The sequence below is a fragment of the Bradyrhizobium sp. CCBAU 21365 genome (assembly GCF_015291305.1).
Lineage (GTDB): Bacteria > Pseudomonadota > Alphaproteobacteria > Rhizobiales > Xanthobacteraceae > Bradyrhizobium > Bradyrhizobium elkanii.
Genome location: NZ_CP030036.1, coordinates 6,900,025 through 6,925,775, shown reverse-complemented (window position 1 = coordinate 6,925,775; position 25,751 = coordinate 6,900,025). Strand labels below are relative to the sequence as shown.

22 protein-coding genes are annotated in these 25,751 nt (G+C 65.2%); 10 read left to right on the top strand and 12 right to left on the bottom strand.

The features are described 5' to 3' along the window. Positions 1-97: 97 nt before the first annotated feature. The 4 genes from XI02_RS32655 to XI02_RS32640 form a co-directional block, all read right to left on the bottom strand. Positions 98-1,153, bottom strand: a complete 1,056-nt coding sequence (locus XI02_RS32655) for a 2-oxoacid:ferredoxin oxidoreductase subunit beta (RefSeq protein WP_016844043.1) — start codon at positions 1,151-1,153, stop codon at positions 98-100. Positions 1,154-1,319: 166 nt separating this feature from the next. Then, complete coding sequence (locus XI02_RS32650) at positions 1,320-3,167, bottom strand: 2-oxoacid:acceptor oxidoreductase subunit alpha (RefSeq protein ID WP_016844042.1); 1,848 nt, start codon at positions 3,165-3,167, stop codon at positions 1,320-1,322. Then, a complete protein-coding gene (locus tag XI02_RS32645; RefSeq protein ID WP_026193164.1) occupies positions 3,137-4,936 on the bottom strand; it encodes an FAD-dependent oxidoreductase in 1,800 nt (599 codons plus the stop codon). The genes XI02_RS32650 and XI02_RS32645 overlap by 31 nt, the downstream gene beginning before the upstream one ends. A gap of 288 nt (positions 4,937-5,224) precedes the next feature. Further along, positions 5,225-5,896 (bottom strand): DUF4286 family protein, encoded by a 672-nt coding sequence (locus tag XI02_RS32640; RefSeq protein ID WP_172647362.1) that lies wholly within the window; start codon positions 5,894-5,896, stop codon positions 5,225-5,227. Positions 5,897-6,080: 184 nt separating this feature from the next. Here XI02_RS32640 and XI02_RS32635 point away from each other — a divergent pair, with 184 nt between their 5' ends. Beyond that, entirely contained in the window at positions 6,081-8,438 is a 2,358-nt protein-coding gene (locus tag XI02_RS32635) for a caspase family protein (protein ID WP_172647363.1), read from the top strand. Positions 8,439-8,720: 282 nt separating this feature from the next. Here XI02_RS32635 and pip read toward each other — a convergent pair whose 3' ends face one another. From pip to pqqA, 6 genes are all read right to left on the bottom strand, one after another. Continuing rightward, a complete protein-coding gene (pip, locus tag XI02_RS32630; RefSeq protein ID WP_069278074.1) occupies positions 8,721-9,692 on the bottom strand; it encodes a prolyl aminopeptidase in 972 nt (323 codons plus the stop codon). Next, positions 9,682-10,914, bottom strand: a complete 1,233-nt coding sequence (gene pqqE / locus XI02_RS32625) for a pyrroloquinoline quinone biosynthesis protein PqqE (RefSeq protein ID WP_018273077.1) — start codon at positions 10,912-10,914, stop codon at positions 9,682-9,684. The genes pip and pqqE overlap by 11 nt, the downstream gene beginning before the upstream one ends. Beyond that, entirely contained in the window at positions 10,911-11,219 is a 309-nt protein-coding gene (gene pqqD, locus XI02_RS32620) for a pyrroloquinoline quinone biosynthesis peptide chaperone PqqD (protein ID WP_016839838.1), read from the bottom strand. The genes pqqE and pqqD overlap by 4 nt, the downstream gene beginning before the upstream one ends. 10 nt (positions 11,220-11,229) lie before the next feature. Beyond that, a complete protein-coding gene (gene pqqC, locus XI02_RS32615; RefSeq protein ID WP_172649110.1) occupies positions 11,230-11,985 on the bottom strand; it encodes a pyrroloquinoline-quinone synthase PqqC in 756 nt (251 codons plus the stop codon). Between the two features lie 20 nt (positions 11,986-12,005). Continuing rightward, positions 12,006-12,935: a pyrroloquinoline quinone biosynthesis protein PqqB gene (gene pqqB, locus XI02_RS32610; protein WP_172647364.1), complete on the bottom strand. Its 930-nt coding sequence runs from the start codon at positions 12,933-12,935 to the stop codon at positions 12,006-12,008. 159 nt (positions 12,936-13,094) lie between these two features. After that, the gene (gene pqqA, locus XI02_RS32605; protein WP_035635412.1) at positions 13,095-13,175 is read right to left on the bottom strand and encodes a pyrroloquinoline quinone precursor peptide PqqA; all 81 of its coding nucleotides are present in this window, start codon (positions 13,173-13,175) and stop codon (positions 13,095-13,097) included. Positions 13,176-13,500: 325 nt separating this feature from the next. Between pqqA and XI02_RS32600 the strand changes: the two genes are divergently transcribed. The 9 genes from XI02_RS32600 to XI02_RS32560 all read left to right on the top strand — a co-directional run bounded on the left by XI02_RS32600 (position 13,501) and on the right by XI02_RS32560 (position 23,256). Next, positions 13,501-13,758 (top strand): hypothetical protein, encoded by a 258-nt coding sequence (locus XI02_RS32600; RefSeq protein WP_016839844.1) that lies wholly within the window; start codon positions 13,501-13,503, stop codon positions 13,756-13,758. A 167-nt stretch (positions 13,759-13,925) separates the two neighbouring features. Then, the gene (locus XI02_RS32595) at positions 13,926-15,197 is read left to right on the top strand and encodes a sorbosone dehydrogenase family protein (RefSeq protein ID WP_172647365.1); all 1,272 of its coding nucleotides are present in this window, start codon (positions 13,926-13,928) and stop codon (positions 15,195-15,197) included. Positions 15,198-15,269: 72 nt separating this feature from the next. Continuing rightward, positions 15,270-15,836 (top strand): c-type cytochrome, encoded by a 567-nt coding sequence (locus XI02_RS32590; protein ID WP_172647366.1) that lies wholly within the window; start codon positions 15,270-15,272, stop codon positions 15,834-15,836. Positions 15,837-15,907: 71 nt separating this feature from the next. Continuing rightward, positions 15,908-17,299 carry an amidase family protein gene (locus tag XI02_RS32585; protein WP_172647367.1) on the top strand — a complete coding sequence of 464 codons (1,392 nt, stop codon included), beginning with the start codon at positions 15,908-15,910 and terminating at the stop codon, positions 17,297-17,299. Position 17,300: 1 nt separating this feature from the next. Beyond that, positions 17,301-17,777, top strand: coding sequence for a glutathione peroxidase (locus tag XI02_RS32580; RefSeq protein WP_172647368.1), 477 nt, complete (start codon positions 17,301-17,303; stop codon positions 17,775-17,777). Then, positions 17,774-18,040, top strand: coding sequence for a DUF3297 family protein (locus tag XI02_RS32575; RefSeq protein WP_016848389.1), 267 nt, complete (start codon positions 17,774-17,776; stop codon positions 18,038-18,040). The genes XI02_RS32580 and XI02_RS32575 overlap by 4 nt, the downstream gene beginning before the upstream one ends. 137 nt (positions 18,041-18,177) lie before the next feature. Continuing rightward, positions 18,178-19,347, top strand: a complete 1,170-nt coding sequence (locus tag XI02_RS32570; RefSeq protein ID WP_172647369.1) for a mandelate racemase/muconate lactonizing enzyme family protein — start codon at positions 18,178-18,180, stop codon at positions 19,345-19,347. 181 nt (positions 19,348-19,528) lie between these two features. Next, the gene (locus XI02_RS32565) at positions 19,529-20,590 is read left to right on the top strand and encodes a hypothetical protein (protein WP_172647370.1); all 1,062 of its coding nucleotides are present in this window, start codon (positions 19,529-19,531) and stop codon (positions 20,588-20,590) included. 299 nt (positions 20,591-20,889) lie between these two features. Beyond that, positions 20,890-23,256: a TonB-dependent siderophore receptor gene (locus XI02_RS32560; protein ID WP_244981059.1), complete on the top strand. Its 2,367-nt coding sequence runs from the start codon at positions 20,890-20,892 to the stop codon at positions 23,254-23,256. A 143-nt stretch (positions 23,257-23,399) separates the two neighbouring features. On the opposite strand, the gene XI02_RS32555 is transcribed toward XI02_RS32560, so the two are convergent. Both XI02_RS32555 and XI02_RS32550 read right to left on the bottom strand, forming a co-directional pair. Beyond that, the gene (locus XI02_RS32555) at positions 23,400-24,752 is read right to left on the bottom strand and encodes a malonyl-CoA decarboxylase (RefSeq protein WP_172647371.1); all 1,353 of its coding nucleotides are present in this window, start codon (positions 24,750-24,752) and stop codon (positions 23,400-23,402) included. Positions 24,753-24,910: 158 nt separating this feature from the next. Continuing rightward, positions 24,911-25,711 carry a helix-turn-helix domain-containing protein gene (locus tag XI02_RS32550; protein ID WP_028342411.1) on the bottom strand — a complete coding sequence of 267 codons (801 nt, stop codon included), beginning with the start codon at positions 25,709-25,711 and terminating at the stop codon, positions 24,911-24,913. Positions 25,712-25,751: the final 40 nt, after the last annotated feature.

Sequence of the window (25,751 nt, the reverse complement as noted above, 5' to 3'; positions counted from 1 at the left end):
AATCTGCATCGGTGGTTATGGGTCCCTGCTTTCGCAGGGACGACATAGAGTTTGTTGCATGTCCTCGCCACGTCATTGTGACGGCGAGAATGAGTGCTCAGCGCAGGCTCGCGTTGATCTTGTCCAGCACGGCTGAACCCGGGCAGAGCGCCTGTTCGTCCAGCGTGTTGAGCGGCGTCTCGACGGTGTCGAGATGGGTGTGCAGATCCTCGGCTTCGGGATCGACGTAAAGCAGCCCGGTGACGATCTGGCCCTTGGCTGCATGCTTCTGCAGGAAGGTCATCGCGCCGAGCCGATCGTGCGGATCGTAGTCGGCGTCGAGCTTGCGCAGCGCGAGCCGAGAGCCGTCATGCTGCTCGACCACCTGCACGCTGCCCGGCGCATAGTCGACGCTGATCGGATCGCGGCCGACCAGCACGTCGAGGCGGTTCACCGCGTCATTGTGCTCGCGGACATAGTCAAAACTCTTGGTCGAGCCGGCGTGGTTGTTGAAGGCGATGCAGGGGCTGATCACGTCGATGAAGGACGCCCCCTTGTGGCGGATCGCGGCGGCGATCAGCGGCACCAGCTGGGTCTTGTCGCCGGAGAAGCTGCGCGCCACGAAGGTGGCACCGAGCTGCAGCGCGATCGCGACCAGGTCGATCGCATTGTCGGTGTTGGTAACGCCCTTTTTCGACTTCGATCCACGGTCGGCGGTGGCCGAGAACTGGCCCTTGGTCAGGCCGTAGACGCCGTTGTTCTCGACGATATAGGTCATGTTGACGGCGCGCCGGATCGAATGCGCGAACTGGCCGAAGCCGATCGAGGCGGAATCGCCGTCGCCGGAGACGCCGAGATAGATCAGGTCGCGGTTGGCGAGGTTGGCGCCGGTCAGCACCGACGGCATGCGGCCGTGCACCGAGTTGAAGCCGTGCGAATTGCCGAGGAAGTAGTCCGGCGTCTTCGACGAGCAGCCGATCCCGGAAATCTTCGCCACCCGGTGCGGCTCGATCGAGAGCTCGTAACAGGCCTCGATGATCGAGGCGGTGATCGAATCGTGGCCGCAGCCGGCGCACAGGGTCGAGATCTTCCCCTCGTAGTCGCGGTGGGTATAGCCCAGCTCGTTCTTCTTCAGGCCGGGATGATGAAACTTCGGCTTTGCAATGTAGGTCATGACTGCACCTGCGATCCCGACGACGTCATGGCCGGGCTTGTCCCGGCCATCCACGTCTTGGCCAGGAGAAAGGAAGTCGTGGATGCCCGGCCATAGGCGAGCGGAAGCGACGCCGTCCTTCGGACGGCTAAGGCCGGGCATGACGCCGGAGAGGTCAACTGATCGATCATGTCACGGCCTTGCGGAGAGGGGTCACCTTGAGATGATCCTGGTGGTCGCCGATCGCGCCTGCGATGAAGCGCGCGGTGATCGGCGTGCCGTCATAGTGCAGGATCGGCACCAGCCTGACGGGGTCGATGCCGTTCTCGTTGACGATCAGCTGGCGAAGCTGCGCGTCGCGGTTCTGCTCGACCACGTAGACGAAGTCGTGGTCGGCGATGAAGCTCGCGACGCTGGAGTGAAACGGGAAGGCGCGGATGCGCATGCGGTCGAGCTGGTGGCCGCGCGCCTCCAGGATCCCGATCGCCTCGTCCATCGCGGGCGAGGTCGATCCGAAATAGATCACGCCGTATTTGGTCGGCTTCGCCGCATTGGCCTGCAGCGGCCGCGGCACCATGTCCTGGGCGGTCTCGAACTTGCGCACCAGGCGCTGCATGTTGTCGGCGTAGACCGCGCCTTCCTCGGAATAGCGCGCGTAGCGGTCGCGCGAGGTGCCGCGGGTGAAGTAGGAGCCCTTGGTCGGATGCGTGCCGGGATAGGTGCGATAGGGGATGCCGTCGCCGTCGACGTCGAGATAACGGCCGAAGTCGCGGCCTTCCTCGAGCATCTCCGCCGTCATCACCTTGCCGCGGTCGTATTGCTTGGCGTCGTCCCACTTCAGCGGGCGGCACAGCCGGTGGTTCATGCCGATGTCGAGATCGAGCATCAGGAAGATCGTGGTCTGCAGCCGCTCGGCGAGGTCGAAGGCGGCTGCGGCGAACTCGAACGCCTCCGCCGGATCCTCCGGGAACAGCAGCACGTGCTTGGTATCGCCGTGCGAGGCATAGGCGCAGGCGATCACGTCGCATTGCTGGGTGCGGGTCGGCATGCCCGTCGAGGGGCCGGCGCGCTGGATGTTCATGATCACGGCCGGGATCTCGGCGAAATAGGACAGGCCGATGAACTCGGTCATCAGCGAGATGCCGGGACCCGAGGTCGCGGTGAAGGCCCGTGCGCCGTTCCAGGAGGCGCCGATCACGATGCCGATCGAGGCGAGTTCGTCCTCGCCCTGCACGATGGCGTACTTCGCCTTGCCGGTCTCGGGATCGTGGCGATACTTCTTGCAGTGGCTGGTGAAGGCTTCCGCCACCGACGATGACGGGGTGATCGGATACCAGGCGCATACGGTGGCGCCGCCATAGACGGCGCCGAGCGCGGCCGCGCTGTTGCCTTCGACGAAGATGCGGTCGCCGACCTTGTCGGACTTTTTCACCCGCAGCCCGAGCGGGCATTTCAGGTTCTGCAGCGCCCAGTCGCGGCCGAGATGCAGCGCATGGACGTTGGAGGAGAGCAGCTTCTCCTTGCCCTTGTACTGCTCGCCGATCAGCTGCTCGACCAGCTTGGGATCGAGGTCGAGCAGGGCGCAGAGCGCGCCGAGATAGATGATGTTCTTGAACAGCTGGCGCTGCCTGGGATCGGTGTAGGTCGAGTTGGTGATCGCGGTCAGCGGCACGCCGATGACGGTGATGTCCTCGCGGAATTTCGACGATGGCATCGGCTTGGTCGAATCGTAGAACAGATAGCCGCCGGGCTCGATCGAGGCGACGTCCTTGTCCCAGGTCTGCGGGTTCATCGCCACCATCAAGTCGACGCCGCCGCGGGCGCCGAGATGGCCGTCCTCGGTGACGCGCACCTCATACCAGGTCGGCAGGCCCTGGATGTTGGACGGGAAGATGTTGCGTGGCGAGACCGGCACGCCGTGGCGCAGGATCGAGCGCGCGAACAGTTCGTTGGCGGAGGCCGAGCCCGAACCGTTGACGTTGGCGAAGCGGACGACGAAGTCGTTTACGCTGCTGATCGGGCTTTGGACTGGCATGTGGATCCCGCTTGAACCATATCGATGAGGTACTTCTGCATGTCCCAGGCGCCGGTCGGGCAGCGCTCGGCACACAGCCCGCAATGCAGGCAGACGTCTTCGTCCTTCACCATGACGCGGCCGGTCTTGAGGTCGCCGGAGACATAGAGCGCCTGGTCGTGATGCGGCGAGGGCGCTTTCAGCCGCTGCCGCAAATCATCCTCCTCGCCGTTCTCGGTGAAGCTGATGCAGTCCATCGGACAGATGTCGACGCAGGCGTCGCATTCGATGCAGAGCGGCGCGGAAAACACCGTCTGCACGTCGCAATTCAGGCAGCGCTGCGCCTCGCCGAGCGCGAGCTTGAGGTCGTAACCGAGCTCGACCTCGGCGCGGATGTCCTTCAGCGCGACCACCTTGTCGCGATGCGGCACCTTGAAGCGCTTGTCGGCGGAGATGTCGTTGTCGTAGCTCCACTCGTGGATGCCCATCTTCTGCGAGGAGACGTGCACCTCGGGCAGCGGGCGCTCGTTGATGTCCTCACCGGACAGCATGCGGTGGATGGAGAGCGCGGCGTCGTGGCCATGCGCCACCGCCCAGATGATGTTCTTCGGCCCGAACGCCGCATCGCCGCCGAAGAACACCTTCGGATTGGTCGAGACGAACGTCTTGGGATCGACCTTCGGCATGTGCCACTTGTCGAATTCGATGCCGCAATCGGCTTCGATCCAGGGGAACGCGTTCTCCTGGCCGACCGCAACGAGCACATCGTCGCAGGGCACGGTCTCGTCAGGCTCGCCCGAGGGCACGAGATTGCGGCGGCCCTTGGCGTCGTACTCCGCCTTCACCTTCTGGAAGGTGACGCCGATCAGCTTGCCGGCCACATGCTTGAATGCCACCGGCACCATGTAGTTGAGGATCGGGATGTCCTCGTGAAGCGCGTCTTCCTTCTCCCACGGCGAGGCCTTCATTTCCTCGAAGCCGGAGCGGACGATAACCTTGACGCTTTCGCCGCCGAGGCGGCGCGCGGTGCGGCAGCAATCCATCGCGGTGTTGCCGCCGCCGAGCACGATGACGCGGCGGCCGATCTTGTCGACGTGGCCGAACGACACGTTGGCCAGCCACTCGATGCCGATATGGATGTTGGCGGCGGCCTCCTTGCGGCCGGGGATGTCGAGCTCGCGGCCGCGCGGCGCGCCGCTGCCGACAAAGATCGCGTCATAGTTCTCGGCGAGCAGCTGCTTCAGGCTGTCGACGCGCTGGCCGCCCCTGAACTCGACACCGAGACCCAGGATGTAGTCGGTCTCCTCGTCGATCACGCTGTCGGGCAGGCGGAATTTCGGAATCTGGCTGCGCATCATGCCGCCGGCCTTGGGATCGCCGTCGAACACGGTGCAGTGATAGCCGAGCGGCGCGAGATCGCGCGCCACGGTGAGCGAGGCAGGGCCGCCGCCGACCAGCGCGATGCGCTTGCCGTTCTTCGGCCCGGGCTTCGGCAGGCGATGCTTGATGTCGTCCTTGAAGTCCGCGGCGACACGCTTCAGGCGGCAGATCGCGACCGGATTGTCCTCGACACGGCCGCGGCGGCATGCCGGCTCGCATGGACGGTCGCAGGTGCGCCCGAGAATGCCGGGGAACACGTTGGACTTCCAATTGATCATGTAGGCGTCGCTGTAACGCCCCTCAGCAATCAACCGGATGTACTCGGGAACAGGGGTGTGTGCGGGACAGGCCCATTGGCAATCGACTACTTTATGAAAGTAATCCGGCGCCGAGATATCAGTCGGTTTCATTCCTACCTTTGACCCGCGCGAAAATGCCAGACCCGCGCGGCCTTATCGTTGACGACGAACGCTCACGTGGCGTTGTTCTGGTTTTTGAATTGGATCATAGGCTTATCTTATTAGAGCCGTTCCAGAGAAGGCAAAGGCTAAATTGTCCGATCATCAGCTTTCGCGCGGCTGATGCGCGTGTAGCGTTAATCTCGATTGCGTTATGTGGCGGTGCAGCATGATCTGCACGCCACGCTTGCTTGAGAATATGTTTTCGGGAAACCGCTTCGCACGTTTCCGGATCATGCTTTATGGGCGCGGAAGGTCGCTCTTCGCGATATCCCACAACAGCCTGTAGACGCCGCTGCTGACCACGAGCGGCTTCAGGGCTGCGTTACCGGTGATGCCTGCAGCGGCGTTGGGGACTACGCTGACGTCGGTGGCGTCGATCAGCACGAACCAGTCGCCGGCGCCGGGATCGGGTTTCTGCGCATCCGGCGTGAGCGGTTTCGACAGGTCAGCGTCGTTCTCCAGGAGGTGCATCGAGATGATGCCGTCGCGCGACGCTGGATCGAGTTGCTCCCGCAATGCAGCGCGAAGCTTGTCCGCGCCTTCGGCAGGCGGGCGCAGGCGGATGATGCCGAGCGCTGCGCCCCTGCCGACGCCGCGGCTGATCGTGATCCGCGCGACTCCGCGGATCATGTTCTGAAAGCGCGCGATATTGGCCTTCGACCAGTCGGTCTGGTTGGCGAGCGCCTTGCGATAGGCCGGGCTCTCGAGCACATCGAAGGTCGCGGTCGAGTAGAGGCTGAGATATTTCGGCTTGCCGTCATGGGCGACGTAGCGGCGGGCTTCCAGGAAGCCGTCGATGGCGACCCGTTCCTCGAGATGCTCACGGTCGTACCAGCGATTGAATTCAGCTTCGTGCAAGCTGTCGATATCCATCGAGGTCAGCAGCATGCCTTGTCCGGCGATCGGCATCGAGTGCTCCTTTTTTGCCTGTTTTATCCGCGCAATATCGCCTGATCGCGCGGACCAGGGAAGCCGGTTCCCGGCACCGTAGACCAAGGATTGCCACAATTGCTGCAAGCCTGTTCAGCACCGGTTCACAGAGGTAGCATTTCATTCGTTTCGCCAACTCTTGAGAAGAAAAGGGACGACCACCATGGCACGCATTCTGTGGGCATTGATCGTCGGTCTGGTGTCGCTCGCCTCGCTTCCTGTGCATGCGCAGGATCAGGAGAAGCGCCTCGCACTCGTCATCGGCAACGGCGCCTATGAGGCCGGCGCGTTGCAGACCGCCGCGAACGATGCCGGCCTGATCGCGCAGACCTTGCAGGCCGCCGGCTTCGACGTGATCGGCGCACGCGACCTCGACGGCGAAACGCTGCGCAAATCGTTCCGCGATTTCATCCAGAAGGTGCAGGAGGCGGGGCCCAATGCCGTCGCCTTCGTCTATCTCGCCGGCTACGGCGTGCAGCTCACCGGCGAGAACTACTTCGTGCCTGTGGACGCCAAGATTGCCCGCGACACCGACGTGCCGGTCGAGGCGATCCGCATCTCCGACTACAGCCATCAGCTCTCGGCGCTGCCGATCAAGGCCGGCGTGATCGTGCTCGATGCGGCGCGCAGCAATCCCTTCGCCAAGGAAGGCCAGCCGCTGGCCGGCGGTCTTGCGCTGGTCGATCCCGATCCGAAGCTGTTGATCGCCTTCAACTCGGCGCCCGGCACCGTCGCCCCTGACGGTGCGCCGCCTTACGGGCCTTATGCGCAAGCGCTGGCGGAAATGATCCGCACCGGCGGCCTGACCTTGCCCGAGGTGTTCGACCGCGTCCGCTTGCGCGTCAACGAGATGACCAAGGGCGCCGAGATCCCGTGGGATGCGCACAAGGTCGACGCGCCCTTCATGTTCTTCGAGCGCAAGCCGGACGCGCCGCCGCAGCAGGTCGATGCCGGGCTGCGCACCAAGCCGATCCGCGATTTCTCGGCGCAGGATGCCTACGCCGCGGCGCTGGAGCGCGACACGCTGCAGGGCTACGAGGATTACCTGCAGGCCTATCCGAACGATCCGCTGGCGAGGCGCGTGCGCGCGATCGTGGCGGCCCGGCGCGAGGCGATCACCTGGCGGCGCACCTACAATGCCGACACGCCTGATGCGTATTGGTCGTACCTGCGGCGTTATCCGCGCGGGCCGCATGCATACGACGCCCGGCGCCGGCTGGCCTATCTGTCGGCCGCGCTCGAGCCGCCGCCGCAGTTCACGGTGCTCGACTATGACGTGCCGCCGCCGCCGCCCGACGAGGTCGTCTATGTCGACCGTCCGGTGCTGTACTACAGCGATCCGGTGTTCGACTTCGCGCCGCCCCCGCCGCCGCCGGTGGTCTTCCTGCCGCCGCCGCCGCCGGACTTCGTCGTGCTGCCGCCACCGCCGCCGCCGATCGGCCTGTACGTGCTGCCGACGCCGATGTTCGTGGCGATGCCGGCCTATGTCGCCGCACCGGCCTATGTCGTGCCGCCGCAGAACAACATCGTGTTCAACAACATCCACAACACCACCGTCATCAACACGGTCATCAACAACCCCAACCCGACGCCGGCGCAGCTCCATGCGGCCGGGGTGACAGCGGCGATGGGCGGCGCGCCGGTGACGGCGGCACCGCGACTGCCGGCTGCGGCGATGCAGCGCGCCAACCTGCCGGGCGCTCCGCAAGGCGTGACGCCCGCGCAAGGTGCGGCGATGGGAGCTCCACGCGCCGCACCAAACGCGGCCGCGGCACCGAACGCTGCTGCCACTCCGAATGCTGCCGCCGCTCCGAATGCGATGGGCGCGCCGGGCACACCGGGTGCCCATACCCTGCCGGGCGCGAAAAATGGACCGCCGCTGCCGCAGTCGGCGACCGCACCGGCCAATGCCATGCAGCATGGCGCTGTGCCGCCGGGAGCCGCACAACCCGGCGCCGCGCAACCTGGGGCAAAGCCGAATACGGTGGTGCCGGGCAAGCCGGCGACTGCCATGGCGCCTGCCAATGCGCAGCCTGCTCCTCCGGCCAAGCCCGGTGCCGCCCCGGCGACAAACGCGCCCGCCTCACCCGCGGCCGCCGGCAAGCCGGGCGCGCAACCGCTCCCGCATGCCGCGACCGCTCCGACCGCAAACGTGAAGCCCTCGGCGGTACCGTCACCGGCGAACCGCGCGATGTCGACACGGCCGACGCCGGCCGCGCGCCCGGCACCCGCCCGCGCCGCGGTGTCGCCGCCGCCGGTCTCCCGACCCGCGCCGGCGCATGCGGCAGCCCCGCCGGTGCGGGCCGCAGCTCCGCCGCCGCGGCCGGTTGCTCCGCCGCCGCGCGCCGCCGCCATCGCGCCGCGTCCTGCACCGGCACCGGCTCCGCACGTTGCGCCGCCGCCACGGCCGGCGATGCAGGTGCAACGCGCAGCACCGCCGCCGCGAATGGCGGCGCCGCCAAGGCCCGCGCCCGCGCCACGGGCAGCGCCGGCTTGTCCTCCGGGCAAGTGCAAACATTGAGGGAAGCAAGGGAGCCGGTCGAGTTCTTCACCGGCTCCTGATGTCGAGGGTGTTCCGCGGCGGTCTAAAGCGCGATGAGATCAGGTTGAGCTGGAGCGGCATCGAAGGTTCACCTCTCCCTTGGGAGAGGTCGATTTGCGCAGCAAATCGGGAGAGGGGTTACGGTCTATCGAGAGAACAAGAGCCCTCACCCGGATTGCTTCGCAATCCGACCTCTCCCCGGTGGGGAGAGGTGGATCGAAATCGCGGCAAGCCGATTCACCCCAATCTCACAATCAGGCCTTAGCGCTTGGCCGCGAGGTCGGCGATCGCCTTCATCACGGCGTTGCGGATGCCGGGGTCGTAGAGGATGTGGCCCGCGCCATCGATGATGCGGACCTCGCTGCCCGGCCAGCGCGCAGCGAGCGCGTGCGATGTCGCGGGCGGGCACAACAGATCGTAGCGGCCCTGCACCAGGATGCCGGGAATGCCGGCGAGCTTGCCGGCTTCGTCCATCAATTGACGCGGCCGCATGAAGCAATTGTTGGCGAAGTAATGCGCCTCCATGAACGGCGTCGAGGGCAGGGCGCCTGAAGCTTTGAGGTCGAGCCGCGTCTGCTTCGGCGTGTGCTCCGACAACGCGCGTTCGGTGTCGTGCCAGGCCCGCGCGGCCGGCGCATGCACGGCGGCGTCGGGATCGAGGATGCGGCGATAATAGGCCGCAAGCGGCGCTGCACGCTCGCTCTCGGGCAGGAAGTTGAGGAAGTCCTCGGAGAGGGCGGGATAGAAGCGTGGCAAGGCGCGCAGGAAAACGTCGTCCAGCTCCTCCGCGGTGCCGAGAAACGTCGCGCGCAGCACCAGCCCGCTGACCCGCTCGGGATGGGCCTGCGCATAGGCCAGCGCCAGCGTCGCGCCCCAGGAGCCGCCGACCACCATCCAGCGCGCGAAGCCGAACCGCTCGCGGACTTTCTCCATGTCCGCGATCAGGTGCTGCGTCGTGTTGTTGTCGCGGCTGCCCTTCGGCCGGCTGCGGCCGCAGCCGCGCTGGTCGAACAGCACGGCGTGAAAGCGCTCGGGATCGAACAGCCGGCGATGATCGGGCTGGCAGCCGCTGCCGGGGCCGCCATGCAGATAGACCGCGGGGATGCCGCCCTCGCGCCCGACGCTCTCGACATGGAGATCGTGGCCATCGCCGACGTCGAGCCATTCCGACGTCAGCGGCGCAAAGGGATCGGCACGCCTCGCGACCTTGCCGACATCGGCGTCAGGCGCCATTGCGCTTGTCCTGGGATTCGCTCCGGGGTTCGTCCGTCTCCAGCGTGCCGCCGGCGAAGTTACGATACAGGAAGCGGTTCTGCGTGCCGGCGGATTCCCGCTCGGCCTGCTTGAAGATCTCCTCGTGTCGCGGCGACAGCGCGCAGGCCGGGTCGGTGTTGCCGGCATCGCCGGTCAGCGCAAAGGCCTGGCAGCGGCAGCCGCCGTAATCGACCTCGCGGAATTCGCAGCTCTTGCACGGCTCCGGCATCCAGCCGGTGCCGCGATAGCGGTTGAAGGCCTCGGAGTTCTGCCAGATCCAGGCGATCGAATGGTTCGAGCGCACCGATTCGAATTCGAGCCCGGTGATGCTTTCGGCGGCGTGGCACGGCAGCACCTTGCCGGCCGGCGAGATGTTGAAGAACTGGCGGCCCCAGCCGCCCATGCATTTCTTCGGCCGCAGCGCGTAGTAGTCGGGAACAACATAGTCGATCGCGAGCGTGCCCTTCAGGCGCACCTGGGCTTCCTCGACGATGCGGCTGGTCTCCTCGATCTGCTCGATCGTCGGCATCAGCGCGGCGCGGTTCTTCAACGCCCAGCCGTAATACTGCACGTTGGCGACCTCGAGCCGGTCGGCGTCGAGGTCGACCGCCATCTGGATGATGTCGGGCAGCTGATGCAGGTTCTGCCGGTGCATCACCGCATTCACCGTGAGCGGCATGTCGAGCTCGCGCGTCCATTTCGCGACTTCGAGCTTCTTCCGGTGCGCATCCTTCAGACCTGCGACGCGGTCCGCCACAACGGGCTCATTACCCTGGAAGCTGATCTGCACATGGCTGAGGCCGGCGTCGGCCAGCGCCGAAAGCTTGTCTTTCGTCAGCAGCACCGCCGAGGTGATCAGGTTGGAATACAGCCCGACATCGGACGCGCGCTGCACCAGCTCGACGATGTCCTTGCGCGCGGTCGGCTCGCCGCCGGAGAAATGGACCTGCAACACGCCGAGCTCGGCGAGCTCGCTCAGCACCTTCTTCCATTCCTCGGTGGTGAGCTCGGTCGAGCCGCGGTCGAGCTCGACCGGGTTGGAGCAATAGGGACATTGCAGCGGGCAGCGGTGGGTGATCTCGAGAAGCACCGCGAGCGGGATGCCGTAGGTCTCGGCCGCCGAGCGCGTTTGCTCGAGCACCGCGAGCCCGTCGGTTGGGCCTGCTGTCGTCGTCTTGTTGTCGGCGAGCGTGTCACTCATGCTGTGCTCTCGCGCGCTTCGGTCAGAAAGCCCTTGTCGGCCAGATCCTGCAACATGGCGATCACGTCGGTTGCGATCGCCTCGCGCGGGGCGGCATATTTCTCCGCAAGCTGGTCCACCATTGCGGCGACGCTGCGCACGCCGTCGCAGAGCTGCAGCACCTCGACCGCGATGTCATCCGGCGCCAGCACGCGCTCCGGTGCCAGGATCACCCAGACCTGCCGCGTCTCGTCGAATTTCAGCTTGGTATGGCGCGGCAGTTTCGGCCGGCTGGTCTCGCTGACGCTGATGTTGCGGCTGGCCATGATCTTGTCCCTAGCCTGTCTTCGGCACGAAGGCGCCGGGCGGAATCTGGCCGTCGACATAGGCGTGATAGAGCGCGTCGAGCTGCACCCACAGCACGTTGGTTTTGAAGATCAGCGCGTTGCAGACTGCCTCGCGCTCGGCGGCCGTCCTGGCGTGCTGCTTGACGTAGTCGAGCGCGAAGCCGGCGTCGCGCGGCGCCTGGGTCAGGCGGCGGCTGAAATAGCTCATGATGTCGGGGTTGACGAAGTCGTAGTGCTTCAGCATCCCGGAGATGCGCTCCTCGTGCAGGTTCGGCGCGAACAATTCGGTGAGCGAGGAGGCGATCGCCTCCAGCGGCGTGCGGTCGCGGCAGAAATGCACATACGCTTCCACGGCAAAGCGCGTCGCCGGCAGGATGCCTTCGGTGGATTCAACATAGGCCGTGTCGAGGCCGAGGCCCTCGGTCAGCTTCAGCCAGCGCTCGATGCCGCCCTCACTGCCGAGATCGCCGTCATGGTCCTCGATGCGGTGTCGCCACTCGACCCGCGTCATGCGGTCGCGGAAGCGTGTCATCACCATCGCGTCCTTCAGAGGGATCGTGCTCTGGTAGTAGTAGCGGTTCAGCGCCCAGGCCTGGACCTGGCCCTTGTTGAGCTTGCCGCCGTGCAGCAGGCGGTGGAACGGGTGCAGGCTGTGATAGCGCGTGGCACCGATCGTGCGCAGCGTCGCCTCCATCTCCTCGGCACTGTCGAGCGTGATGCCCTTGCCGATCGAGAGCGCGGTCATTCCGGTGGTAGGCACGACATTCACAGCACGATCTCCGTTCCGTCGGCGGGAATCTGCCAACCCGCCTGTTCGGCCGCCTTGCGTTCGGCCGAGGTCCCAAGCAGCGCCGGGTTGGAGTTGTTGATATGCAAAAACACTTTTCGTCCGATGTCGAGCCCGGCGAGGCTGGCGATCGCACCCTGATCGCCCGACATCGCGATATGTCCCATGCCCTGGCCGGTCTTGTTGCCAAGGCCCGCCGCGATCAGTTCGTCATCGCGCCACACCGTGCCGTCGAAAAACACCAGCGGGGCGCCCTTGAGCCGCACTTTCAGATCGTCGGTCACCCGTGCGCAGGCGGCCAGGAAATAGAAATATTTGCCGCTGCGCCTGTCCGCAATACGCAGGCCGAGCGTATCGCCGACGCCGTCGGCGCCCGCCGGATGCGCCTTGCCCTCGAGGTACCACGCGCCCTTGCCGGGAACCTCGAACGGCAGCACCTCAAGCCCGGACGGCGATCCGTCGGGCAGGGCCGGTTCGAAGGCCTGGTCGACCGCGATCGGCCGGCGGTCGACGTTCTTGTCGCTGAGCACGTTGAAGATGCTGTTGGAGCGCAGGATCGCAAGCACCCGCTCATGCGCGTAGATCGTGAACGGCGAGCCCTCACGCATCGACAACAGCCCGGCGACCGCGTCGATCTCGCCATTGGTGAGGATGACGCCCGCGATCGGGCTATGGCGCAGTGCGCCGTGCTTCGGATGCAACTGCGACGTGGCAATCAACTGCTGGCGCAGATCCGGGGACGCATTGACCAGGAACCAGTGCACGCCGTCGCCGCTGACGGCGATCGAGGCTTGCGTGCTCTGCAGTTCGGGGTGGCCGCTTCGCGCCGTCCTGCAGACGGCACAGCCGCAGTTCCACTGCGGAACGCCGCCACCCGCCGCGGCACCCAGGACGACGACACGAAGCATAATCCGTCCCCTGGAGAAGCTTGGCCCTGGAGAAGTTTGTGGACCCAAAAACGTTACGAGGTGGACCCCGGATTTGAAACACACTCCCTCTCTCGGGAGCGCGTTACGCCCGGATGTCCACCTGCGCTAAAACGCTAAACGTGTATGGGGCGCTGCCGCTTACTTGCGGGTTGCGCACATATACATGTTGATTTCCATGCCGACCGACACTTCCACGATCTTCGGTGCTTTCCAGGCCATTTGGCTCTCCTTGTTGCAACCGGACGAACTTTCCGCCCTGCAGAGTAAAGTACTGTGGTTGGAAAAGTTCGCCAGTTAAATTTTCTGTAAGGTGCCGCCTCGAAGGGCATGCTGCACTGCGGCAGGCAAGTTCTGCCCACTCACAAATTTGTGCGCGCGTTTCCCGTCAAAAGCCCGTGGCATCAGACCTTTTTCCTGTTGTTCGCCACACGGTGAATGGTGATCTTGGAATAAGTAGACAGGGCCCTGTGGTCCTCCGAAGGTCCTGTGACGATCCTGGTGCCTCCCCGTGACGGGAGGCGACTAACCGAGCCGAGTTCAGCCGATGCCACGCTATTTCTTCAACACCCGTATCGGCGACGAGCTGATCTCCGATCCCGACGGCGAAATCCTGCGGGATCCCGATCGCGCGTGGGAGATGGCGCGCGCGATGATTCGCGAACTGCTCAAGACCGAGGGCGCCGACGGCGCGCTGCTCAGCGCCGTGATCGAGGTGACCGACGACGAGGGCGAGATCGTGCTGGAGTTTCCATTCACGGAGGCGATCCTCGACCGCCCGGACCGCTCGATGACAAGGCACTGACGCGGGCTGGCCCGCCCGTGTGGTCACAACCGTGCGTTGGCCGATGCCAGCATGTTTCCGATTGCAATTGTCCGGACAAATTCACAAGACTATGAACGGAAAGCCGAACGGCGCCGCGCGACATCAATGGCGCAATCAACAACGGCTTCCACCCAGGGGAGATCTTCATGAAAAAACATTCGTTCGCACCGCGCAGCCTGCTGCTCGCGGGGGCCATGCTCGGGGCGTTCACGCTCTCTGCTGCGGCGCAGCAGCCGGCCGCGCCGGCGCCAGGTGCCACCCCCGCCGCCCAGCCGCTGCCGCCGGGCTCGCCCTTGATCGGGCGTCCGGACAATGAGGCCGCCGCCAAGCTCGCGCCGGTGGCGCCGCCGCCGCTGCCGTCCGCGACCGACAAGCTGCCGCTCGCCAAGCTCAAGGCGCCGGCTGGCTTCAATGTCGAGGTCTATGCGGCCGGCATGGCCAATGCGCGCTCGCTGGCGCTCGGCGACAAGGGCACGGTGTTCGTCGGCAGCCGGCTCGTCGACAAGGTCTATGCGATCGTCAACAAGGACGGCAAGCGCTCGGTCAAGGTGATCGCCTCCGGCCTCTATCGTCCGAACGGCGTCGCCTTCAAGGACGGCACGCTCTACATCGCCGAGCTCTCGAAGGTCTCCAAGATCGACAAGATCGAGGACAATCTCGACAACCCGCCGAAGCCCACCGTCATCTACGACAAGCTGCCGAAGGACGAGGCGCATGGCTGGAAGTTCATCGCCATCGGTCCCGACAACAAGCTTTATGTTCCGGTCGGACAGCCCGGCAACAACGTGCTGCATGACGCCGACCACGGCCAGATCCGTCGCATGAATCTCGATGGCTCCGGCGCCGAGGTCTACGCGCTCGGCGTGCGCAACACGGTCGGCTTCGACTGGAATCCCGAGAACAAGCAGATGTACTTCACCGACAACGGCCGCGACTGGCTGTCGGAGACGGTGCCGGAAGACGAGCTCAACCGCATCACCAAGGCGGGCGAGGATTTCGGCGCGCCGTACTGCTACCAGGGCAACATCATCGATCAGGAGCTCGGCTGGGGCAAGAACTGCAAGGACTACACCGCGCCGGTCGGCCTGATGGGCCCACATACCGCCTCGCTCGGCATGCGCTTCTACACCGGCAGTATGTTCCCGAAGAGCTACAAGAACGTGATCTTCGTCGCGCGTCACGGCTCCTGGAACAAGTCGCAGAAGCAGGGTGGTGACGTGGTCGCCGTCAGGCTGAACAAGGACGGCACGGTGAAGTCGATGGAGCCGTTCCTGACCGGCTTCCTCGAGGACAACAAGTATGTCGGCCGCCCGGTCGACGTCATGCTGCTGAAGGACGGCTCGCTGCTGGTCTCCGACGACTGGAACGGCGCGGTCTATCGCGTCAGCTACGGCAAGCCGAAGGTCGCCAATCAGTAAGTTGCAGCCACGGATCGGGGGCAGCGTCCGCTGCCCCCGATTTTCTTTTGAAGTACATGTAAGGATGGACCGATGCGTAAGTTCGCACTCGTCGCGGCGCTCGCCGCTCTCAGCTTCTCCGCAAATGCCGAGACCATCCAGGAGCGCGCCGCGGCGTGCTTTGCCTGCCATGGCGAGCGTGGCACGTCGGAGACCGAGAACACGCCGTCGCTCGGCGGCCAGACGGCGCCCTATGCGCTGATCCAGCTCTTCATGTTCCGCGAGAAGCTGCGGGTGTTCGACCCGATGAACGAGATGGCGAAGCCGCTGACCGACGACGATTTGCGCGCCTTCTCGGATTTCATCGCGACCTTGCCGAAGCCCACGCCGCCAGCTGACGCCGGCGGTCCCGCGCGGATGGCGCGTGGCCAGGCGCTGGCGCAGCAGAACCGCTGCAACAGCTGCCACAACACCGATTTCTCCGGCAAGGACAACGTCCCGCGCATCGCCAACCAGCGCGAGGACTACCTCGCCAAGACGCTGGCCGAATACAAGGACAACAGCCGCCACGGCTATGACGCCACCATGGCCGACGTGATGCAGACGGTCACCAAGGAGCAGATCGGCGACCTTGCCTATTACATCGCGCATGTCCGCTGAAACATCGGGCGGCGGGCCGCTGGTCATGTTCTCCGCGCGGCGCTAAAACGCAGCGTCACACGGAGTTGCACATGCAGGATATTTGGCGTCTGTCGGCGGCCGAGCTCGCCAGCCTCATCAAATCGAAGAAGGTGTCGGCGAAGGAGGCGGCGGAGGCCGGGCTCGCCCGGCTCGACGCGGTCAACCCGAAGCTTAACGCGGTGGTTGACCACCGGCCGGACGACGTGCTGGCGCAGGCCGCCAAGGTCGATGCGGCCATAGCACGCGGCGAAGCGGTCGGGCCGCTCGCCGGCGTGCCCGTCACCATCAAGGTCAATGTCGACCAGGAGGGCTACGCCACCACCAACGGGCTGAAGGCGCAGCGCGACGTCATCGCCAAGGTCGACAATCCGGTGGTTGCCAATCTGCGCAAGGCCGGCGCGGTGTTGCTCGGCCGCACCAATTGTCCGGCGGTCTCCTATCGCTGGTTCACCACCAACCTCATTCACGGCGACACCAAGAACCCGCGCGATGGCGGCATCACGCCGGGCGGCTCGTCCGGCGGCGCGGGCTCGGCGGTCGCGGCCGGCATCGGCCACATCGCTCACGGCACCGATATCGCCGGCTCGGTCCGCTATCCGGCCTATGCCTGCGGCGTGCACGGCCTGCGGCCGAGCATGGGTCGCATCCCGGCCTTCAATTCGGCTTTGCCGGAGCGTCCGATCGGCCCGCAGATCAGCGCGGTGTCGGGCCCGCTGGCGCGCACCGTCAACGACCTGCGCATCTCGCTCGCGGCGATGTCGGCGCCGGACTATCGCGACCCCTGGTATGCGCCGGTGCCGCTCGAGGGTCCGCCGCGCGAGAAGCGCGTTGCGATGTGCCTCAATCCCGATGGTCTCAACCCGGTGCCGGAAGTGGTCGCCGCGGTGGCCGACGCCGGCAAGCGATTGCAGAAGGCCGGCTGGATCGTCGAGGAGATCGCCGACACGCCGTCCTTGCGCGAGGCGGCCGAGATCCAGACCCGGCTCTGGCTCGGCGACGGCTATGAGGCCCAGCTCGCCTTCGCCGAACGCGAGGGCGATCCCGGCGCGCTGGCCTGCCTGCGCGGCGTCCGCGCCCGGGTGCATCCGTTCGACCTGTCGCAGGCATTGACCCGCCGCGCGACCTTGACGCGCGAATGGTTCGCCTTCTTCGAGAAATATCCGGTGCTGCTGATGCCGGTGTCCGGCGAGCTGCCGTTCCCCGACCATCTCGACCGCAAGGACGAGGCGTCGTTCGCACGGGTGTGGCACGCGCAGCTGCCGCAGATCGCGATCCCGTTCATGGGGCTTCCCGGGCTCGTGGTCTCCACCGGTCTCGTGGGACGGATCCCGGTCGGCGTGCAGCTGGTGGCCGGACGCTACCGTGAGGATCTCTGCCTTGCCGCCGGCGAGGCGGTCGAGGCCGGCGGCACGCCGTCGTCGCCGATCGATCCGGTCAATTGAGATGGCGACCGTTTACGATTTCACCGCCAAGTCGCTCGCCGGCGACGACGTGCCGCTGCAGCGGTTCGAGGGCCAGGTGCTGCTGATCGTGAACACCGCGAGCGCCTGCGGGTTCACGCCGCAATACAAGGGCCTGCAGGAGCTGCACGCCGGCCTCTCGGTGCGCGGCTTTGCGGTGCTCGGCTTTCCCTGCAACCAGTTCGGCGCGCAGGAGCCGGGCGATGCGAAGCAGATCGCCGCGTTCTGCGAGACCAACTATGCGGTGACGTTTCCGATGTTCGCCAAGATCGACGTCAATGGTTCAGGTGCGCATCCATTGTACGAACACCTGAAACGTGAGAAGTCGGGCCTGCTCGGGCCCGCGATCAAATGGAACTTCACCAAGTTCCTGGTCGACCGCGTCGGCAAGGTCGTTGCGCGGCATGCGCCGACCGCCCGGCCCGAAGGATTGAGGAAGGACATCGAGGCGCTGCTATGAGCGACGACAACGACACCAACGACCAATTCCCCGACCGCCTCTCGGTCGATCCGAACAGCCCGTACTACAATGCGGATATTCTCGCCCGCGATGTCGGCATCCGATTCAAGGGTGCCGAGAAGACCAATGTCGAGGAGTACTGCATCAGCGAAGGCTGGGTCCGCGTCACCGCGGGCAACGCCAAGGACCGTTACGGCAATCCGCTCACCATCAAGGTGCACGGGCCGGTCGAGCCGTATTTCCGGGATAAGGCGAAGTCCTGACTCGGGCGCACTTCACGCATCAAACACCGTCATGCCCGGGCTTGTCCCGGGCATCCACGTCTTGACGGTACAACAGAAGTAAGACGTGGATGGCCGGGACAAGCCCGGCCATGACGAACATCAAGGACCAAAACACCATGTCCGTCCGTATCGTCGACGTCCGCGAGGTGACCAAGCCGATCTCCTCGCCGATCCGCAACGCCTATATCGACTTCACCAAGATGACCTCGAGCCTGGTGGCCGTGGTCACCGACGTGGTGCGCGACGGCGAGCGGGTGGTCGGCTACGGCTTCAATTCCAACGGCCGCTACGGGCAGGGCGGTCTGATCCGCGAGCGCTTTGCGCCGCGCCTCAAGGAAGCCGATCCGAAATCGCTGCTCGATGCCGATGGCGGCAATCTCGATCCGGACAAGGTCTGGTCGACGCTGATGTCGAACGAGAAGCCGGGCGGCCATGGCGAGCGCTCGGTCGCGGTCGGCACCATCGACATGGCGGTGTGGGATGCGGTGGCGAAGATCGCGGGCAAGCCGCTGTTCCGGCTGCTCGCCGAGCGCCACGGGCTATCAGCCAATCCGCGCGTCTTCGTCTATGCGGCCGGCGGCTATTACTATCCTGGCAAGGATCTCGGCGCGCTGCGCAAGGAGATGCGCGGCTATCTCGACCGCGGCTACAACGTCGTGAAGATGAAGATCGGCGGCGCGCCGCTCGCCGAGGACCGCGAGCGGATCGAGGCGGTGCTGAAGGAGATCGGCAGCGCGGCGCAGCTTGCGGTCGATGCCAACGGCCGCTTCGATCTGGAGACCGCGATCGCCTACGCCAAGATGCTGCGCGAGTACCCGCTGTTCTGGTACGAGGAGGCCGGCGATCCGCTCGACTACGCGCTGCAGGCCGCGCTGGCCGAGTTCTATCCGGGTGCGATGGCGACCGGCGAGAACCTGTTCAGCCACCAGGATGCGCGGAACCTGATCCGCTACGGCGGCATGCGGCCGGACCGCGACTGGCTGCAATTCGATTGCGCGCTGTCCTACGGGCTCTGCGAGTATCAGCGGACGCTCGAGGTGCTGAAGACCCACGGCTGGTCGCCGAGCCGCTGCATCCCGCATGGCGGCCACCAGATGTCGCTGAACATCGCGGCCGGCCTCGGCCTCGGCGGCAATGAGAGCTACCCCGACCTGTTCCAGCCCTATGGCGGCTTCCCGGACGGCGTGCGCGTCGAGGGTGGCCACATCGTGATGCCCGAGCTTCCCGGCATCGGCTTCGAGGGCAAGTCGGATCTCTACAGGGAGATGAAGGCGCTGGCGGACTAAGTCCGGCCAGCGACCGCGATCCCCTCGGTGCGGGGCGGGCTTGAGTTCGCTTGCAAAATTTTGTGAGCGACGCTCAAGAAATTATTGAACGTTGCTCATTTCTGGATATACTCATGAGAACAGAGCGTCTTTCTCCCGGATGATCGGGAGCAGGCGCGGAACCGGCCGTGAGGAGTGCCGCATGCCATATTCAGCGAAGGATCTCCGGGAAGCCGCCGATGCCGGGGTGATCAGCTCGGCTGATCTGGAACGGCTGCTCACTTTCCTGGCGAGCAGCGCAGGGCAGGGGGCGGCCAGTGACGCCAGCCCTGCCGCCAAGTTCGATGCAGCGCATGTGCTCTGGTACGCCGGCGCGCTCATTGTGATCGGCGCCATGGGCCTGTTCTCGACCCTGGCCTTCACCCAGATGGGCGGCCGGGCGCTGACGATCTGTGCGATGGCCTACGCCACCGGTTTCACCTTCGCAGGACACCATCTTTGGCACCGGAAGAATCTGCGGGTTCCCGGCGGCCTGCTGATCGCGATCGCGGTCTCGATGGCGCCGCTCGCGGTCTACGGCATCCAGGACGAGCTTGGCTGGTGGGGCAAGTTCGGAAAGCCGGGAACCGTGCAGGACTTCTACGTCTGGGTGAAGGGCAGTTGGATATTCATGGAGATTGCGACCGTCGCCGCCGGCATCGTCGCGCTGCGTTACTACCGCTTCGCGTTCATCGTTGCGATCATCTCGGTCGCGCTGTGGTTCATGTCGATGGACCTGGCGCCGTGGCTCAGCGGCATGGCTCACGCCGATTTCGAGATGCGCCGCAGGGTGTCGATCTGGTTCGGGCTGGCCGTGCTCGCGGTGGCGTGGATCGTGGACTATCGCAGTCGCAACGGCGACTTTGCGTTCTGGCTGCATCTGTTCGGCCTGATGGCGTTCTGGGGCGGAATCACCGCGTCCGAAGGCGCGACCGAACTGGGCAAAGCGGTCTACTGCCTGCTCAATGTCGGCCTGATCGCGATCGCCGTGATCCTGTCGCGACGCGCCTATGCGGTGTTCGGCGCGTTCGGTATCTGCCTCTATCTCGGCCATCTCGCCGACGTCGTGTTCAAGGACTCGCTGTGGTTTCCGTTCTCGCTGTCGCTGATCGGCATTGCCGTGATCGCCGCAGGCCTGCTCTACCATCGCAACGAGCGTGCGATCACCGGCTGGATTGACGCGCATCTGCCGGCGGGGTTGCGGCCGCGGTCCGCAACCGCATGACCGAGACGTCCCGATCGTTTAGAACCGCTACAATCTGGAATCGCTACAAGAAGTGCGGCGCGCAAGCGCCGCACTTCGTTTCCAGGCGCAAATCCGGAAGCTGACAGAAACCATTCGCATCCTTGACTTTTCCAACCCTGCGCTCGCCGCGAGGTATATCCGCGTCCATTCGTCGCGATTTTATTCCGTCGTCACGCAAAAATTTTCTCGCGCCCGTCGTCTGGACGCACAGCGCCTCACCTCACTAGAGGACGGCGCATCGCCTTCAGCGAAGGCGAGAGTTGCTTGGGGACGACGTCATGACATCAAGAACACAAGCCCATCGTCGCATTGCCTTGCTTGCGAAGCTGTCGCTGCTCACGGCGAGCTATCTCGCGCTGGGCGTTCCGCTCGCAACATCTGCCGCACAGGCGCAGTCGGCGCAGGCCGGCGCCTCGTCGCTGCCGCCGGTGACCGTCACGCCGCCGGCCACGCAACGTCGCCGCAGCGCGCCATCAACGTCGCGCAACACCGCCGCGGCACGAGGCCGCCGCACCCAGACGGCACGGCGGATCGCGCCCGCGGCAGCGGCAAAACCCTTCGCGCAATCGCAGGACGCGCGCACGGGCACTTCAGGCTATTTCACCAACAGTACGTCAGTTGCGACCAGGACCAACACCGCCATCGTCAACATCCCGCAATCGCTCAACGTGATCACACGGGCGCAGATCCGCGACCAGAACTACCAGGGCCTCACCGACGTCACCCGCTATGTCCCCGGCGTTGCCGTGCACCAGGGCGAGGGCAATCGCGACGAGCTCGTGATCCGCGGCGTCGATTCCAGCGCCAACTTCTTCGTCAACGGCTTTCGTGACGACGTGCAGTATTTCCGCGACACGTACAACGCCCAGAGCATCGAGGTGCTGAGGGGGCCGAGCGCGCTGACCTTCGGCCGCGGCGCCGGCGGCGGCCTGCTCAACCGCACGCTGAAGGAGGCCGACGGCAACCGTGTCTACGAGGCGACGGCGCAGGCCGGCTCGTGGGGCGATCGCCGCGTCAGCCTCGATGCCGGACAGGCGATCAACGACAACGTCGCAGCAAGGCTCAACGTGTTCTACGAAGGCGCCGATGCCTTCCGCAATTTCAATCACCTGGAGCGCTACGGCATCAATCCAACGGTGACGCTGAAGCCCGACGACAACACCAAAATCAAACTGAGCTACGAATATTTCCACGACGAGCGCACCGCCGATCGCGGCAATCCCTCGCAGGGGCTGCCGGGTGGCGCGACCCGTTTCAACCCGACGACGCCGTTCGCGCCGAACGGCGACTTGTCGACCTTCTTCGGCAGCCCCAGCCTGAACACCGCGCAGGCGACGGTGCAGACCGGCATGGCCATCATCGAGCACGATTTCGAGAACGGGCTGACGGTGCGCAACGGCACCATCGCCGCCGACTACCAGAAGTTCTATCAGAACGTCTATCCGACCGGCGGCCCGCTCGCGGGCGCGGTCAATCCAGCCGACACCGCGGTCAATCTCGGCGCCTATCAGCACACGACGAACCGCGACAATGTTTTCAACCAGACCGATTTCACCTACAAGACCTGGACCGGGCCGCTGTTCCACACGGTCGGCTTCGGCACCGAGTTCGGCCGGCAGACCGGCGTCGACATCCGCAACACCGGCGTGTTCCCGAACGGCACCAACACCATCGTGCAGAACCCGTTCGCGCCGACCTATTTCGGACCGGTGACGTTTCTTCACCATTTCACCGGCACCAACAGCGACGGCGTCACCACGCCCGATTCGAACAGCCGCTACGCGCTGAACATCCAGTCCGGCTATCTCAGGGACACCATCGAGATTTCGCGCGCCGTGCAGATCATCGCCGGCGCGCGGTTCGATCGCTACGACATGTCGGCCACCGACATGAACACCAACATCAATCGCAATCGCGTCGACAATCTGGTGTCGCCGCAGGGCGCCCTGATCATCAAGCCGATCAATTCGATGTCGGTCTACACCGCCTACAGCATCTCCTTCCTGCCGGCCTCGGGCGACCAGTTCAGCGCGCTGAACGACGGCACCCTGATCCTGCAGCCGCAGCGCTTCGAGAATGTCGAGCTCGGCATGAAGTGGAACATCAATCCGAAGCTGCTGTTCTCGACCGCGGTCTACAATCTGAACCGCACCAACCAGCCGATCGCCGACGGCAACAATCCCGGCTTCTTCTTCCCCTCCGGCAGCACGCTCACGCGAGGCGTCGAGGCAAGCCTGACCGGCTATGTCACCGAGCAATGGCAGTCGTCGCTGGCCTATGCTTACACCGTCGCGAAGATCACCGGTGCGACCTCGACGACCGTCGTGCCCGGCAACCGCGTCCAGCTGGTGCCGTACAATCAGTTTGCCTGGTGGAACAAGTATCAGTTCACGCCGATGTGGGCGGCCGCGCTCGGCGTGATCTATTTCGGCGATTCCTTCGCCTCGTCCGACGACACGGTGCGGCTGCCGGGCTTCGTGCGCTTCGATGCCGCGGTCTACGCCAAGATCGACGAGACCTGGAGCGCCCAACTCAACGTCGAGAACATCTTCGACAAGGGCTATTGGGCGTCGGCCGACGGCAACAACAACATCTCGCCGGGACAGGGGCGCACGGTGCGGCTGATGGCAAGGGCGAGGTTCTAGCTTTCACCGTCATGCCCGGGCTTGTCCCGGGCATCCACGTCTTTGCCGCGGCCTACAAGAAAGACGTGGATGGCCGGGACAAGCCCGGCCATGACAACGATAGAGAGGTGCGCTCGCAATGACGGGGATGGAGTTCGGCTTGCCTACCCCAACCGCATGTCCAGCAGCCGCCGGCCTTCGCCCTTCAACAGCTTCTTCACCGCGCTCGAGGCGATCACCTCGCCGTTGTTGGCGTAGGCTTCGTGGTTCTTCTCGATGTCGTCGAGGCGATAGAGGTAGTTGACCATGATGCCTGCGGATTCGCGCAGGCCCTTGGGCGAGAGGTCGCCGAGCCAGTTGATCCGCTCCAGCCGTGCGCCGTTGCCGAGATGGAAGCGCGCGACCGAGTCGATCAGTCGTCCCTTCGGCGTGCGCGCCTTCAGGAAATAGTAGGCGGCAAGCGGCTCCAGCACGGCGCGCAGCTGGGTGGCGAGCTCGGCGTTCTCGAACCAGTCGGGCTTGCCGAGGCTTTCCAGCAGCTGGCGGTCCTCATCGGTGAGCGGCACGTCGTCGGCCTGCTTGACCCACTGCATGAAGCCCGGCACCGGCGACAACGTCACGAAGTTGTCGAGCTTCGGCAATTCGCGGCGCAGCTCCTCGACCACCTGCTTGATCAGGAAGCTGCCGAAGGAGATGCCGCCAAGGCCGCGCTGGGTATTGGAGATCGAATAGAACACCGCAGTGCGGGCGCGCTCGACCGGGACCGGCTCGCGCTCTTCCGCAAGCAGCGGCGCGATTGCGCCCGGGATGGTTTCGGTCAGTGCGACCTCGACGAAGATCAGCGGCTCGTCGGCCAGCGCCGGATGGAAGAAGGCGTAGCAGCGGCGATCGATCGGATCGATGCGGCGGCGCAGATCGTCCCAATCGCGGATCTCGTGCACGGCCTCATAACGGATGATCTTCTCCAGAATATTGGCCGGAGACGACCAGTCTATCCTGCGCAGCACGAGGAATCCCCTGTTGAACCAGGACGAGAGCAGATGCACCACGTCGCGATCAAGCGCGGCAAGGTCCTTGTTGCCCTTCATCAGTGAAAGCAGATCCGAGCGGATCGACACCAGCTCGCCGGTGCCGCCCGGCGCGCGATTGAGCCGGCGGATCAATTCCTGGCGGCGCGGCTCGGAGGCGAAATGCAGGTCGCTGGCGTCGTCGCCATTGGCCTTGGTGCGCCAGCTTTCGATCGCCTGCGCCAGCTTGGCGTGATCGGGGCCGAAATCGCGGGCCAGCGTCTGGAAGAACGACAGGCGGCCGGCGGCATCGAGGTGGTGGTAGCGGTCGAGCACTTCGCGCGCCATCGCGGTGCCGGAGGCTTCGCCCCGGCCGGACAGTAGCGCCTCGCACAATTCCAGCAGTTCGGAAGCATCCTGCTTGTCGTTGGCCGGGCTCGCGCGGCCGAGCAGGACGCGGCCACGTTCGGAAATCGTCGAGAGCAGATCGGAGAAGAAGGCATTGGCCATGAGCAGGTCGTATCCAGCAGGTCGTATCCAGTGAAGCCGGACCTTACACGGGATTTAAGGTCGGGAGCACTGCAATCAAGCGCATGGATCGTACGGAAATATGTCGCAGCGCGACAGCGGTATAATTCGTCGTCGCTGCGCCCGATGGCGAATCCCGTTCACGTTTTCTCCGCGAACGCGGTCGGTGTCTTGCCGGTAACCTGGCGGAATGCGTGGGAAAATGCCGGCACGCTGGCATAGCCGAGGTCGGAGGCGACTTGCTTGACCGAAACGTTCGCGGTGCTCGACAGGCGTTCGATGGCGGCCGCGATGCGGGCGCGCTGGCACCAGCTCTTGAACGAGAGCTGCGTCTCCGCCGAGAACAGCCGCGACAGCGTCCGCGCCGAGGTGCCGACCGTGCGCGCCAGCGCATCGATGTCGTGGTCCTTCGTCGGATCGGCCAGCACGATGTCGGCGGCGCGCCGGCAGCGCGGCTCCTGCGGCAGCGGGATGAAGGTCGCGGAATCCTCGGCCTGGTGCAGCTCCAGCATCACGAGGCGGATCAACAGAGCGGTGCGCTCGCGTCCGCATGAGGCGTCGAACAGTGCCAGGATCGCCTGGTGCACCAGCGGTGACACCCGCACCACGAATTCGTGGTCGAGGCTGTCGCTGCGCTTTTCGCGCGCAAGCCAGGCCTGGTCGAAATACAGCGTGCGCATCTCGATGTCGGCGAGCACGTCGATCGCGTGCGGGAGCAGGGCAGGGACCCACACCGCGCGGTCCGGCGGCACCAGCCAGCGCCCCTTCGGCGTCGTCACCTGCATGGTGCCGCTGGCGGCATAGACCAGCTGTGCCTCGCGGTGCATGTGCGGGTCGAGCCGGACGCCCTTGCGGTAGCTGCGCGCCACCAGATGCACGCCGTCCCCGGTGACGCGCCGGTCCTGGTGGAGGGCTCTTATTGGCGGCTCAGCGATAGTCATTGGCGACATCCCGTCAGGACAAGCACCTATAACCTATTTT

Coding starts and splice junctions, on each gene's coding strand:
- pqqD (WP_016839838.1), bottom strand. CDS start 11,219: ATGGCCAGCCGCAACATCAGCGTCAGCGAGACCAGCCGGCCGAAACTG.
- XI02_RS32645 (WP_026193164.1), bottom strand. CDS start 4,936: ATGAAACCGACTGATATCTCGGCGCCGGATTACTTTCATAAAGTAGTC.
- XI02_RS32575 (WP_016848389.1), top strand. CDS start 17,774: ATGAGCGACGACAACGACACCAACGACCAATTCCCCGACCGCCTCTCG.
- XI02_RS32650 (WP_016844042.1), bottom strand. CDS start 3,167: ATGCCAGTCCAAAGCCCGATCAGCAGCGTAAACGACTTCGTCGTCCGC.
- XI02_RS32655 (WP_016844043.1), bottom strand. CDS start 1,153: ATGACCTACATTGCAAAGCCGAAGTTTCATCATCCCGGCCTGAAGAAG.
- XI02_RS32570 (WP_172647369.1), top strand. CDS start 18,178: ATGTCCGTCCGTATCGTCGACGTCCGCGAGGTGACCAAGCCGATCTCC.
- XI02_RS32550 (WP_028342411.1), bottom strand. CDS start 25,711: ATGACTATCGCTGAGCCGCCAATAAGAGCCCTCCACCAGGACCGGCGC.
- XI02_RS32590 (WP_172647366.1), top strand. CDS start 15,270: ATGCGTAAGTTCGCACTCGTCGCGGCGCTCGCCGCTCTCAGCTTCTCC.
- XI02_RS32580 (WP_172647368.1), top strand. CDS start 17,301: ATGGCGACCGTTTACGATTTCACCGCCAAGTCGCTCGCCGGCGACGAC.
- pqqA (WP_035635412.1), bottom strand. CDS start 13,175: ATGGCCTGGAAAGCACCGAAGATCGTGGAAGTGTCGGTCGGCATGGAA.
- pqqC (WP_172649110.1), bottom strand. CDS start 11,985: ATGACCGCGCTCTCGATCGGCAAGGGCATCACGCTCGACAGTGCCGAG.
- pip (WP_069278074.1), bottom strand. CDS start 9,692: ATGGCGCCTGACGCCGATGTCGGCAAGGTCGCGAGGCGTGCCGATCCC.
- XI02_RS32585 (WP_172647367.1), top strand. CDS start 15,908: ATGCAGGATATTTGGCGTCTGTCGGCGGCCGAGCTCGCCAGCCTCATC.
- XI02_RS32565 (WP_172647370.1), top strand. CDS start 19,529: ATGCCATATTCAGCGAAGGATCTCCGGGAAGCCGCCGATGCCGGGGTG.
- XI02_RS32560 (WP_244981059.1), top strand. CDS start 20,890: ATGACATCAAGAACACAAGCCCATCGTCGCATTGCCTTGCTTGCGAAG.
- pqqB (WP_172647364.1), bottom strand. CDS start 12,935: ATGCTTCGTGTCGTCGTCCTGGGTGCCGCGGCGGGTGGCGGCGTTCCG.
- pqqE (WP_018273077.1), bottom strand. CDS start 10,914: ATGAGTGACACGCTCGCCGACAACAAGACGACGACAGCAGGCCCAACC.
- XI02_RS32555 (WP_172647371.1), bottom strand. CDS start 24,752: ATGGCCAATGCCTTCTTCTCCGATCTGCTCTCGACGATTTCCGAACGT.
- XI02_RS32635 (WP_172647363.1), top strand. CDS start 6,081: ATGGCACGCATTCTGTGGGCATTGATCGTCGGTCTGGTGTCGCTCGCC.
- XI02_RS32595 (WP_172647365.1), top strand. CDS start 13,926: ATGAAAAAACATTCGTTCGCACCGCGCAGCCTGCTGCTCGCGGGGGCC.
- XI02_RS32640 (WP_172647362.1), bottom strand. CDS start 5,896: ATGCCGATCGCCGGACAAGGCATGCTGCTGACCTCGATGGATATCGAC.
- XI02_RS32600 (WP_016839844.1), top strand. CDS start 13,501: ATGCCACGCTATTTCTTCAACACCCGTATCGGCGACGAGCTGATCTCC.